This is a genomic window from Ruegeria sp. HKCCD7181 (genome assembly GCF_057221055.1).
On sequence record NZ_JBWVBC010000002.1, the window covers coordinates 437,494 to 449,381 of the forward strand.

15 protein-coding genes and 1 tRNA gene are annotated in these 11,888 nt (G+C 56.6%); 12 read left to right on the plus strand and 4 right to left on the minus strand.

From position 1 onward, the window contains the following. The first annotated feature begins 38 nt into the window (after positions 1–38). The 6 genes from AC2TCY_RS05660 (at position 39) to AC2TCY_RS05685 (ending at position 4,000) form a co-directional block, all read left to right on the plus strand. Positions 39–308 (plus strand): hypothetical protein, encoded by a 270-nt coding sequence (locus tag AC2TCY_RS05660; protein WP_480846078.1) that lies wholly within the window; start codon positions 39–41, stop codon positions 306–308. Beyond that, entirely contained in the window at positions 305–1,330 is a 1,026-nt protein-coding gene (locus AC2TCY_RS05665; protein ID WP_480846079.1) for a DUF5131 family protein, read from the plus strand. The genes AC2TCY_RS05660 and AC2TCY_RS05665 overlap by 4 nt, the downstream gene beginning before the upstream one ends. Then, complete coding sequence (locus AC2TCY_RS05670; RefSeq protein WP_480846081.1) at positions 1,327–2,070, plus strand: hypothetical protein; 744 nt, start codon at positions 1,327–1,329, stop codon at positions 2,068–2,070. The genes AC2TCY_RS05665 and AC2TCY_RS05670 overlap by 4 nt, the downstream gene beginning before the upstream one ends. Positions 2,071–2,417: 347 nt before the next feature. Continuing rightward, complete coding sequence (locus AC2TCY_RS05675) at positions 2,418–3,149, plus strand: hypothetical protein (RefSeq protein WP_480846083.1); 732 nt, start codon at positions 2,418–2,420, stop codon at positions 3,147–3,149. 132 nt (positions 3,150–3,281) lie between these two features. Beyond that, positions 3,282–3,806: a hypothetical protein gene (locus tag AC2TCY_RS05680; protein WP_480846085.1), complete on the plus strand. Its 525-nt coding sequence runs from the start codon at positions 3,282–3,284 to the stop codon at positions 3,804–3,806. Continuing rightward, a complete protein-coding gene (locus AC2TCY_RS05685) occupies positions 3,803–4,000 on the plus strand; it encodes a helix-turn-helix domain-containing protein (RefSeq protein ID WP_480846086.1) in 198 nt (65 codons plus the stop codon). Before AC2TCY_RS05680 ends, AC2TCY_RS05685 begins: the two co-directional genes overlap by 4 nt. A gap of 43 nt (positions 4,001–4,043) precedes the next feature. Here AC2TCY_RS05685 and AC2TCY_RS05690 read toward each other — a convergent pair. Together AC2TCY_RS05690 and AC2TCY_RS05695 are read right to left on the minus strand one after the other, a co-directional pair. Then, positions 4,044–4,130: transfer RNA gene (locus tag AC2TCY_RS05690), tRNA-Leu, on the minus strand. Beyond that, the gene (locus AC2TCY_RS05695; RefSeq protein WP_480846087.1) at positions 4,095–4,226 is read right to left on the minus strand and encodes a hypothetical protein; all 132 of its coding nucleotides are present in this window, start codon (positions 4,224–4,226) and stop codon (positions 4,095–4,097) included. Before AC2TCY_RS05695 ends, AC2TCY_RS05690 begins: the two co-directional genes overlap by 36 nt. 46 nt (positions 4,227–4,272) lie before the next feature. Here AC2TCY_RS05695 and AC2TCY_RS05700 point away from each other — a divergent pair, with 46 nt between their 5' ends. Together AC2TCY_RS05700 and lipB are read left to right on the plus strand one after the other, a co-directional pair. Beyond that, a complete protein-coding gene (locus AC2TCY_RS05700; protein ID WP_480846088.1) occupies positions 4,273–4,932 on the plus strand; it encodes a DsbA family oxidoreductase in 660 nt (219 codons plus the stop codon). Positions 4,933–4,971: 39 nt separating this feature from the next. Then, on the plus strand, positions 4,972–5,667 hold the full coding sequence (gene lipB, locus AC2TCY_RS05705; protein ID WP_480846089.1) for a lipoyl(octanoyl) transferase LipB: 696 nt from the start codon (positions 4,972–4,974) through the stop codon (positions 5,665–5,667). Between the two features lie 732 nt (positions 5,668–6,399). On the opposite strand, the gene AC2TCY_RS05710 is transcribed toward lipB, so the two are convergent. Beyond that, positions 6,400–6,819, minus strand: coding sequence for an HIT family protein (locus AC2TCY_RS05710; protein ID WP_480846091.1), 420 nt, complete (start codon positions 6,817–6,819; stop codon positions 6,400–6,402). 287 nt (positions 6,820–7,106) lie between these two features. On the opposite strand from AC2TCY_RS05710, the gene ctaD reads away from it, so the two are divergent. The 3 genes from ctaD (at position 7,107) to AC2TCY_RS05725 (ending at position 10,048) form a co-directional block, all read left to right on the plus strand. Continuing rightward, on the plus strand, positions 7,107–8,765 hold the full coding sequence (ctaD, locus tag AC2TCY_RS05715) for a cytochrome c oxidase subunit I (protein ID WP_480846093.1): 1,659 nt from the start codon (positions 7,107–7,109) through the stop codon (positions 8,763–8,765). 145 nt (positions 8,766–8,910) lie between these two features. Then, positions 8,911–9,510 carry a DsbA family protein gene (locus AC2TCY_RS05720; RefSeq protein ID WP_480846094.1) on the plus strand — a complete coding sequence of 200 codons (600 nt, stop codon included), beginning with the start codon at positions 8,911–8,913 and terminating at the stop codon, positions 9,508–9,510. A gap of 46 nt (positions 9,511–9,556) precedes the next feature. After that, complete coding sequence (locus tag AC2TCY_RS05725; protein ID WP_480846096.1) at positions 9,557–10,048, plus strand: DUF2244 domain-containing protein; 492 nt, start codon at positions 9,557–9,559, stop codon at positions 10,046–10,048. 7 nt (positions 10,049–10,055) lie between these two features. Here the strand turns inward: AC2TCY_RS05725 and AC2TCY_RS05730 are convergent, their stop codons facing one another. Further along, the gene (locus tag AC2TCY_RS05730) at positions 10,056–10,538 is read right to left on the minus strand and encodes a GatB/YqeY domain-containing protein (RefSeq protein WP_480846098.1); all 483 of its coding nucleotides are present in this window, start codon (positions 10,536–10,538) and stop codon (positions 10,056–10,058) included. Positions 10,539–10,721: 183 nt separating this feature from the next. On the opposite strand from AC2TCY_RS05730, the gene carA reads away from it, so the two are divergent. Further along, a complete protein-coding gene (gene carA, locus AC2TCY_RS05735) occupies positions 10,722–11,888 on the plus strand; it encodes a glutamine-hydrolyzing carbamoyl-phosphate synthase small subunit (protein WP_480846099.1) in 1,167 nt (388 codons plus the stop codon).

An 11,888-nucleotide genomic window follows, 5' to 3' on the forward strand; every position in this document is an offset into this window, starting at 1 on the left:
GAGTGAGTGACGGGAGGGGGGAACGAGGAGAGACGGATATGAGCAAAAACACTGTCAAAGAGCATTTCGCTGAATGCAAGAAGGTCGCGGACGTCATCGACAGTGCTAATGCGCTACTGACTAAATGTCAGGCCGAGCTGATGGCCGCGCGCGACGTGCTGGACGGCTTGAAGGAGTACCAACATCCCAAGCTAATAATGTCGGTGCCCTACAAGCTGCGATCAAAGGCCGATGAAAACGCCACCCCGAAAGCTCTTATTGAGCGTGAAATCGATCGCATCAACGCGCTCCTTGGGGACAGGGCATGACCCAGCAAACCAAGATCGAGTGGGCCGACTATACCCTGAACTGGTGGGAAGGCTGCCAGAAGGTCGGACCCGGTTGCGACAACTGCTATGCCGAAGCCAGAGACGCCCGTTTCTCGGGTGGTCAGCATTGGGGACCAGGTGCGCCACGCCGGAAGGTCAAGGGGGCACCGGCCAAGTTGCGCAAGATCCGGCGGGAAAGCTTCGCCTTTCTGGAAGAGCATGGCCGCAAGCCCAGCGTGTTCTTTTCTTCGCTCTGCGATGTGTTCGACAAGATGGCAGACCCCGAGTGGCGACGCGAGTTGTTGACCGAGGTCGACCGAGCCGACGAAATCAACGCCATCCTACTGACCAAGCGCATCGGCAACGTGTTTCAGATGGTTCCAGCGGCATGGGTCAACGGTGGCTGGCCCGCGCATGTCGGCCTGATGATCACCGTCGTCAATCAGGACGAGGCAGACCGGGACATTCCCAAGCTGCTGGACCTGAAAGCCAAGCTGGGCATTCCGTGGGTGGGGCTGAGCGTGGAGCCGATGTTGGGGTCAGTAGAAGTGTCCCGCTGGCTGCGGATCACTTGGCAGTGTTCCGGTTGTCGTGGCTATTTCGCTGGGAAATACCTGTCTACATGCCCTGATTGTGGTCGCGAGTCCTATTGGACCGGATCTCACAAGTTCAACCCAGCCAAAGGCATGGGGCAATCTGGACCCGGCATCGACTGGATCATCTGCGGCGGCGAGAGCGGCCCGAACGCCCGCCCCATGCATCCTGATTGGGCTCGCAGCCTACGGGACCAGTGCGAGGCGGCAGGAACTGCGTTCTTATTCAAGCAATGGGGCGAGTGGCTGCCACTCAGTCAAGCTGAGAACCTTCCAGACGGCTATCACGCAGACGATTTATACGCCCGTTTTCCATCTCGGATTTTGGAGCATGCACACCTGTACCGCGTCGGCAAGAAAGCCGCCGGTCGCCTTCTGGATGGCCGCGAACACAACGGCTTCCCCGCTGCTCTGGGAGGGGAAGGATGACGGGGCGCGTTCTCATTTGGTGGTCAACAGGTGCGGCAAGCTATGTCGCGGCCAAACTTGCCCTTCGCCAGCATCCAGACGCTCTGATTGTCCGCTGCGAAACGAACAACGAGGATGAGGATAACTATCGGTTTGAGCGGGATGTGCAGCGCCGATTGAACCGAGAAATCACTATTTTACGGTCCTCTGAGTACCAAAGCGTGTGGGATGTTTGGACACGCCGCCGGTTCATCGCTGGGCCGAACGGGGCAACGTGTACCGGAGAGATGAAGATTGCTCCGCGTATCGAGTTTCAGCGTCCGGACGATTTGCATGTGTTCGGGTACACAGCGGACAGCCGCGAGTTACAGCGCTTCGAAAACCTGAGAACAACGTTCTTCGAACTCAATGTCTCGGCACCTCTGATCGAAGCAGGTGTTACGAAGGCGGGGACGTTGGCGATAGTTGAGCGTGATGGCCTCACGCTACCCCGCTCCTATGGCATGGGCTTCCCGTGCGCGAACTGCCTTCAAACAGGGTGCGGCAAGGCCACTAGCCCAGACTATTGGGCTCTGTTTCGCAAGCATTTCCCCGACCGTTTCAAGCGTACCACGGAGCTTTCCCGCTCTCTTGGCGCGCGGCTGACCAGGATCAACAACGAGCGTATTTTTATTGACGAAATTCCAGAGGATTGGCCAACGCTAAACCCTATTGCACCTGTCTGTGATTTCCTCTGCGCACTGGCGGAGAGTGACACATGACCCGCCTGTCCTGCTGCATCCCCTTCACCGTCCACCACCAGAACATTGACCAAGGGGCGGGATGAACACCCCGGCTCATATCAACCACCCCCGGTACGCAAGGGCCTGCGTGAACACACCGGGGGCAACAGGAGCAAGGCGGATGGCACCAAGGGAAAGAGAGAAAACAAACGCACACGCGACGTTCCGCAAGGATGACAGCGCAGTTGTAGTCGGAACAGATGCCTATGTGTCCCACAGACGCGGCACGCCTTGGCGCTCGTCTTTTTCAATGTCCTTGGCGGAAGCTGAACAGCTCAGAGACGAGTTGAACACCATCTTAGAAACACACGCACAATAGGTAAGTCATGACGGACACGCCGAAAACAAAAACCGCCTTGGACCTGATGTATTCAATGATCAGCGCAGGCGAGAAGCATTCCAATAAATCACGCGCGGCCTTTAACGCTGCAAAGGTAGAACTTGATCGCATCGCCAACACCCGCCCCGCATCTGCAAGCCGGGAAGATATTGCGGAAGCCATTGCCAAACGACGTCACTCAAACAACTGTCAAGATGAGTGGTGGGTTGACGACTTAGACTACAGTCTAGCCGACGCCGTTCTATCCCTCACCCCCGCGCCTGTGGCCGGATGGAAGCACGAAACGGCCAAGTCTCTGTGGGACGAGTATCTGCGAGTCGATGAATGGGCTTTGCAAACAGTTGAAGGGGCCCACGGGGCAAAGTGCGCTATTCGATCAGTCGCCGTAAAACTTGGCATATATCCAGAATTTTGCGAGCAAGACACGTCCGCACCGGTGTCGAATTGCCTCCATATGACTGCGGAAATGGCTGCCAACTGTCCGACATGCAATCCGGGGATGCCCCTACCCCCAGCCCCCGGCGACCAGCCTGACGCGGTGCAGGAGGCGGCGCGGGAACTGTTAGCGAAATGGGAAGAACACGGTGAGGGCTTGCAGGGCGAGCTTGTCACATACTCGCTAGTCGGAGACGGCATGTCGCCAAATCTGGACGGAAATTGGGTCAAGTTTGACGACATATCCGCCGCCCTCCGCGCCCTATCAGACAAGGAGGGGTGAGATGGGACCCGAGGACGTGAGATTTCACCACATCCGGGACCACCCGTGGCCGCAGAAATGGTGCGCTAAGTGCCTTCGCCGTGTGCCGTATTTTCACAAGCATTGGGGTAAAGCGGAAAGGACAGCCACGCCATGACGGATACAAAAGCACCAGAGACCGCCCTGACGCGTGAAAACCGCAAGCGCACCTACAAATGGAACGGCGGTGAATACCCAATCAGTAAGCCACAGGCCAGCGATTACGAGATTGCCGGGGCTGTTCGAATGTTGATGCGAGATCAACTGAACCACGAGATCATTTGTACGGCGGCCCGTGATCGGATCATGTGTTTAAAGGCCGAACGCGATGCCCTCCAAGCCAAGCTGGAAGCGGCGCGGGAGGTGAAGCCGTTGGTGTGGCGATGGATCAATGAGCACGGCACAATTTGCAAGGCAGTATCGCCCTTTGGGTACTATACGATCAGCTACGACGAGGACAGTTCAGCAGGACGGATATTTGCTGAATTCCATGTGCACGAGGATGACGACTGCACGATATACGCGCGAGAACTTGAAGGTGAATTTGGCGACCCTTCTGAAGCCCAATTTGCTGCCAACGAAGAACACAAACGCCGCATCCTAGCCGCTCTTGTAGAGCAGGAGGAGAAGGACGGATGACGACAAACACAGAATATTTCCGCCCAGCCGATTCCAAGTCTGTAGTCGGCGTCTCTCGCGCCACGATCTACAATTGGGCCAAAGAAGGCAAAATCACGATCCTGAAACACGGCAGCATGTCGTTTGTCAGGATGTCCGAGGTCCGCAAAATCATTGACCCGATGGGGGACCAAATGGGGGACCAGAATTCTTGATGAAATCGATTGCCAACAAAATCAATTACTTGGATGTTGTTTCTGGTGCGGTCGAGAAGACTCGAACTTCCACGGGTGTTACCCCACAGCGACCTCAACGCTGCGCGTCTACCAATTCCGCCACGACCGCACTGCCAATGACTTGGTAGACGCGCATATAGACGGACAGACGCAGGATGTGAAGAGGCAAAAACAAGGGCGGATTGATTTCACTTCGGCGGCTCATATCTTTAACCTTGATGAAACCCTCAGGCCAGTGTCGGGAGCCTCCTATGACAACCGCAGATCCCCGTCCCGTTGTTCAGATCGACGTTGTCTCGGATGTTGTCTGCCCCTGGTGCGTTGTCGGATTTCGTCAACTTGATCTGGCCCTGCAACAGGAAAACGTGCTTGCGCGGTTACGGTGGCATCCGTTCGAACTGAACCCGAACATGGGGCCTGAAGGCCAGAACCTGCGCGAACATATTGTCGAGAAATACGGCTCGACCCCGGAGCAGAGCCAGCAGGCACGCGATCGCCTGACTGCCTTGGGGGCTGAACTTGGCTTTGCGTTCAATTTCAACGACGAAAGTCGAATCTACAACACTTTCGCGGCGCATCAGCTCTTGGATTGGGCTGAAAGTCAGGGGCGGCAGCATCCGCTCAAACTGGCGCTGTTTGATGCCTACTTCACCCGGCAGCGTGACGTTTCGGATATTGAGGTCCTCATTGATGCGGTCATGGCCGCCGAGCTGGATCCTGAGGCCGCTCGTACGGCATTGGATTCAGGCGCCCATGTGGGATCGGTGAGAGAAAAACAGCAGTTCTGGACCAGCCGGGGTGTTTCCGGCGTTCCCTCGATGGTATTTGGCGGCAAATACCTGCTGACCGGCGCACAGGGCACGGACACCTATGCTCAGGTTCTGCAACGCTGCCTGACCGAGGCTGCCTGAGGTCTTTCCCCCACCTCACAGACGGTCTAAGGACATCACATGGAATGGAAGACGACCGACGGGCTAACCGATTACAACGAAGCCATCGCTTTTATGGAGGCCCGCGTGGCCGCCATTGCTGCGGGCGACGCGGATGAGTGTATCTGGCTACTGGAACACCCGCCGCTGTATACGGCTGGAACTTCGGCCAAGCGAGAGGACCTGACCGACCCTGATCGTTTTCCCGTTTATGAAAGCAAACGTGGTGGGCAATACACCTATCACGGACCAGGGCAGCGCGTAGTTTACGTGATGCTGGATGTGGGCAGACGGGGGCATGACGTTCGCCGCTTTGTCAAACAACTGGAAAATTGGGTGATCGCGGCACTGGCAGAATTCAACGTTACCGGTGAAATCCGCGACGGCCGTGTTGGCGTCTGGGTCCAGCGCAACGACAAGCCGCTGACGGTGACGGGGCAGACCGCCGAAGACAAGATCGCCGCAATTGGTATCCGGCTGCGAAAATGGATCAGCTTTCACGGGATTTCGATCAATGTCGAACCGGAACTGGATCACTTCACCGGAATCGTCCCTTGCGGCATTCAGGAACATGGCGTCACCTCGCTGGTCGATCTGGGACTGCCGGTCACCATGGCTGATGTCGATGTAGCCCTGCAAAAGACGTTCCTAGACATTTTTAGCCAGACAGGCCCGGTGCCCAGCCTTGCAGAAACGTCAGCGCGAATCGCTGACTAACACCACCGGATACGACAATCTTCTAAAAGTTGACGATCTGTTTCTGAATTCCAGCTAAGCTTCCCCAGCGTTAACCTAAATTCGCTTAAAATTCAGGGTTTCTTCACTTCCCCCCAATACAAAGGGCTGCGGACCACGTAGTATGTAATGACCGTTCAAGAGTGAGTGGTGTGTTAACCGGTAATCGCGGGCCATGCCCGGGAAATCCGTTCAGTGTTTGGTTACGAGTCTGCCGTTCCGACCCCATATCGGAACGGCAATTCTCTTTTTAGGACCTTTGACTTTCCAGATGTCCGAAACGCGCGGGACCAACGCAGGCCCGATCCACGCATTCCAACTCCAGCGTTGTATGACCAATTGTAAACTGATCGCGCAATCTGGCTGACGCCGGCCTGAACGTCCCCTGCACGTGACCAATACTCACCCGCAATGACCAAATGGGCCGTCAGGGCTGGTTCGCGTTCCTGCATGTCCGGGGTAAGAAATCTGACGAGCCACCCGATATCGAGGCATTGCCGACGTTGGAAGGCCCGCAAGGATCTGACTTGAATTGCGCCCATGGCATTGCAGAACGACAGCCGGCTGATTGGCAGACCTCATCAGTAGGTCAAGGCGTCTTGAAAACGAGTTTCCACGCATCATGCGACGAGCAACGCGATCACGTCTGTGCCGTGTTAAAACCGTTTTGAAACCACGACGTGTGCAAAAGGTCTGAACCAGTGCATTGTAGCATCAGGTCAAAGCAGCTCGAACTTTCTCTGCATGTTCGGCAATCAGATCGAAATCACCCATTTTGCCGGGTGGGCGCAATGCAACACCGTCAAAGCGGGGCAATACGTGGAAATGCAGGTGAAAGACCTCCTGCCCACCAGCTTCTTCGTTGAACTGTTGGATGGTGACACCGTCGGCGTCAAAAGCTTCCTTGGCGGCTCCGGCAAGTTTCTGGACAGTTGCCATTGCAGCGGTCAGCTGCGCAGGTGAGGCATCCAGTATATTTCGGCACGGCGTCTTGGGAATGACCAACAGATGCCCGTCTGAACGCGGCATGATATCCATGAAGGCCAGTGTCTCATCATCTTCATAGACGCGCGATGCCGGGATTTCCCCACGCAAAATCTTGGCAAAGATGTTTTCGGGATCATAGGCTGTCATTTTGGCTCTCCGGTCCTGAGATTACCCTTTCTTCTGCGGCCCTACCCCCTGTGGGTCAAGGTTGAAATTGTATGCCGACGCATCTCTTGATTTATCGCGGGCAATACCCAGATAAGCGGCATCTGAGATCGATTTCCCGCTGGGCACCCCCTGCCCCGCGACAATTAATCTTGATCCAGATCAAACTCGGCCATTGAAGGTCGCCCCCTCGCAATCTAAAAACATCAGGAATCCCGCGCGTTGGAGAGGTCCGACAGCGCGGTGCAGTTGCAACAGGAGGCACCTAAATGGCAGACGCAGCCATTCATGGTCACGAGCATGAAGACAATCGCGGATTCTTTACCCGCTGGTTCATGTCGACCAACCACAAGGACATCGGGATTCTTTACCTGGTCGTTTCGGCGATCGCCGGTCTGATCTCGGTTCTGATGACCGTCTACATGCGGCTCGAGCTGATGCACCCCGGTGTTCAGTACATGTGCCTCGAAGGCTTCATGGCCGATCCATGCACGCCAAACGGACACCTGTGGAACGTCATGATCACCTATCACGGTGTTCTGATGATGTTCTTTGTTGTCATTCCAGCGCTATTTGGCGGATTTGGTAACTATTTCATGCCGTTGCAGATCGGTGCGCCGGATATGGCGTTCCCGCGGATGAACAACCTGTCCTTCTGGCTGTATGTCGCCGGTACTTCGCTGGGCGTGGCTTCGCTGCTGAGCCCCGGCGGTAACGACCAGCTCGGCTCGGGCGTCGGCTGGGTTCTGTACCCGCCGCTGTCGACGACCGAAGGCGGCATGTCCATGGACCTTGCGATCTTTGCCGTGCACGTATCAGGCGCCTCCTCGATCCTCGGCGCGATCAACATGATCACCACCTTCCTGAACATGCGCGCCCCGGGCATGACCCTGTTCAAGGTGCCACTGTTCAGCTGGTCGATATTCGTCACCTCATGGCTGATTCTGCTGTCGCTGCCGGTTCTGGCGGGCGCGATCACCATGTTGCTGATGGACCGTAACTTTGGGTTCACCTTCTTTGATCCGGCCGGTGGCGGCGATCCGATCCTGTATCAGCACATCCTGTGGTTCTTCGGCCACCCGGAAGTGTACATCGTGATCCTGCCCGGGTTCGGCATCATCAGCCACGTGATCGCGACCTTCTCACGCAAGCCGATCTTCGGTTACCTGCCGATGGTCTGGGCGATCATCGCGATTGGTGTTCTGGGCTTCGTCGTGTGGGCGCACCACATGTACACCGTGGGCATGTCGCTGCGCCAGCAGGCTTACTTCATGCTGGCCACGATGGTCATCGCGGTGCCGACCGGGGTTAAGGTCTTTTCGTGGATCGCGACCATGTGGGGCGGCTCGATCGAGTTCAAGACACCGATGCTGTTCGCATTTGGCTTCCTGTTCCTGTTCACCGTTGGCGGTGTGACCGGCGTTGTGCTGTCGCAGGCTGGTGTGGACCGTGCCTATCACGACACCTACTACGTTGTTGCACACTTCCACTATGTGATGAGCTTGGGTGCTGTGTTCGCGATCTTTGCCGGAGTTTACTTCTACTTCGGCAAGATGACTGGTCGTCAGTACTCGGAATTCTGGGGTAAAGTTCACTTCTGGCTGTTCTTCATCGGCGCCAACTTGACCTTCTTCCCGCAGCACTTCCTGGGCCGTCAGGGCATGCCGCGCCGCTATATCGACTACCCTGAGGCATTCGCCCTGTGGAACTACGTCTCGTCGATTGGCGCGTTTATCTCGTTCGCCTCGTTCCTGCTGTTTTTCGGCATCGTGTTCTACGCCCTGTTCCGTGGTGCACGTATCACCCAGAACAACTACTGGAATGAATACGCGGATACGCTGGAATGGACCCTGCCCTCGCCGCCGCCTGAACATACGTTCGAGCAGCTGCCCAAGCAGGAAGACTGGGACAAGGGCCACGCGCACTAAGCCCCGCACACTGAGATTGAAACCCCGCCCAAGTGGCGGGGTTTTACTTTTGCCAATACCAAAAAACTGCTGACCAGTCGCCAGATCGACAAAAATCGGCTATCCTGTGTCGGGCAATGCACCCGGCCAGACGGAGGGTCAGCCCATGCCAGAAATCGATTTTTGGTTTTCTGTAGGAAGCACATACAGCTTTTTGACCATCATGCGATTGGATGAATGGTGCGACGAGCATAACGCCACAGTTCATTGGAAGCCGTTCAATGTGCGAACCATCATGTCTGCTCAGAAAAACATCCCCTTTGCCGGTAAGCCTGTGAAATCTGCCTATATGTGGCGCGACATTGAACGCCGCGCCGCGAAGTATCAGATTCACGCAAAACTACCCGCGCCCTATCCGATTTCCGACCTCCCGTTGGCCAACCAGGTTGCTTTGCTGGGTATGACAGAAGGCTGGGGTAAGTCGTTTACACAGTCTCTCTATCGCGTCTGGTTCGAGGACGGTGTCGAAGCAGGCGGAGAAGAAGCAATTTCAGAAGCACTGCATCGTTGCCAGCAGGACCCACGGCTGACCCTTGCCCGTGCACGCAGCCCGGACACAATTGAGGCGCTGGAAACGGAAACTGCGTCTGCGATCAAACTGGGGGTCTTCGGCGCACCCAGTTTTGTTGTTCGGAACGAAGTGTTCTGGGGCGATGACAGGCTCGAGGACGCCCTGTCTTGGGCCCGGGTTGGCCACGTCGTCTGACGAATAATCCTTCGACTTTGGTGCGCGCTGCGATATGTGACAAACCATGCCTTACCGTTGGAAACAGATGTCGGAAGCCGAGCAGGAACTGCGTCTTTGGCCGCATAATTCCTTGCCGCCACGCGCCGCGATGGGCGTGGTGCTGGCTGTGTTCCTGTTTGGACTGATACCCCTTTTCGCGGTCCTGGGCTCGGTTCTGCTATGGGGGCTTCTGCCCTTTTTGCTGATCACAGTCCTGGGCCTTTGTCTGGCCTTTGAAATGAACTATCGCGCGCGCAGCGTATTCGAAGTTCTTACGCTAAACAGAAACCACGCCCGGCTGGTTCATCACGACCCCCGAACCGGCGATCAGGAGTGGTCCTGCAACCGTCATTGGGCACGAACGGAAATGCACAAGACCGGAGGACCTGTGCCACATTATGTAACCCTCATCGGAGATGGCCGCGAAGTCGAAATCGGGGCATTTCTGTCCGAAGACGAACGCATCGCTCTTTATGACGAGTTGATGCGAAAACTGCGCGAATCCGCCGCGCAGTAAACTATCTTTAGTTGCCGTTCGACGCTGCGCACAGATGGTCTTTGACCATAGGACCCACTTTGCCGAAATCCATTTGGCCGGTGTACCGGGTCTTGAGCTCACCCATCACCTTGCCCATGTCGCGGATCGATCCCGCGCCGGTGGCAGTAATGGCCGTCTGGATGGCTTTAGCCACCTCGTCATCGTCCAGCTGCTTGGGCAGGAACTCCTCGATCACCTCAACCTCGCGCATCTCACGCTCGGCCAGATCCAGGCGTCCACCTTCCTCATAAGCGCGCGCACTTTCTTTGCGCTGCTTGGTCATTTTGCCAAGAATTTCAAGTACCTCGGCATCGCCGCAGCCCTTGGCCTCTTCATTGTCCAAGGCTCGCGCAGCGATATCGCGATCCTTGATCGCGGCATTGATCAGGCGCAGAGTCGACAGGCGCATCGCCTGCTTATCTTTCATTGCTTGCTTCAGGGCGGCATTCACCCTTGATCGCATATCCATTTGGTCTGTCCATCCCCATGGCAACGGAACCCCGAACATATCTAAACAAAAAGCGCGACACAACAGGATACAAATAGTGCTAAGTTATTGAAATTCAACAATAGCCTAAAATTTGAACAGACTTGACCCAGCGGCGTATCCCCCTTAGGAATGCGCCGGTTTACCCAACAGGAGAGTCGCGCCATGGCCCAGAACGCCCCGTCAAAGCCCACCGCATGTCTGGCATTGGCCGACGGAACACTGTTCTACGGCATCGGGTTCGGCGCAATCGGCCAGACCGTGGCCGAGCTGTGCTTCAACACCGCGATGACAGGTTATCAAGAGATCATGACAGACCCGTCTTACGCGGGGCAGATCGTGACCTTCACTTTTCCACATGTCGGCAATGTCGGTGTGAACCCCGAGGATGACGAAACCGGTGATCCGGTCGCCGAGGGGATGGTGGTCAAATGGAACCCGACCGAACCGTCGAACTGGCGCTCGGCCGAAGAATTGAAGGACTGGCTGGCACGCCGCGGTCGTATCGCCATTGGCGGAGTTGACACTCGCCGCCTGACACGGGCGATCCGCCAGCAGGGCGCACCCCACGTGTCGCTGGCCCATGATCCGGATGGCAATTTTGACATCGAAGCTTTGGTCGCTGCTGCACGCGGTTTTGCCGGGTTGGAAGGTATGGACTTGGCCAAGGACGTCACCTGCGCCCAAAGCTATCGCTGGGATGAGATGCGTTGGGCCTGGCCCGATGGCTATCAGCCACAAGAGTCACCAGTGCACAAGGTCGTGGCGCTGGATTTCGGCGCTAAGCGGAACATTCTGCGCTGTCTGGCTTCGGCCGGATGCGATGTGACCGTCCTGCCTGCCACTGCAACAGCGGCGGAAGTTCTGGCGCACAATCCGGATGGGGTATTTTTGTCGAACGGCCCCGGAGACCCGGCAGCGACCGGCGAATACGCCGTTCCAATGATCAAAGAGGTTCTGGACACGACTGACCTGCCCGTTTTTGGCATCTGCCTAGGCCACCAGATGCTGGCGCTCGCACTGGGCGGTCAGACCGTCAAGATGAACCACGGCCACCACGGCGCCAACCACCCGGTCAAGGATCTGGAGACCGGCAAGGTCGAGATCACCTCGATGAACCATGGCTTTGCTGTGGATGCGCAGTCCCTGCCAGACGGTGTCGTGGAAACGCACCGATCGCTGTTTGACGGGTCGAACTGCGGCATCCGAATGTCTGATCGTCCGGTTTATTCAGTACAATACCACCCGGAAGCCTCTCCCGGCCCGCAAGACAGTTTCTATTTGTTCGAACGCTTTGCAAACGCCATGGCAGGCAGAAAGGCGCAAGCCTAG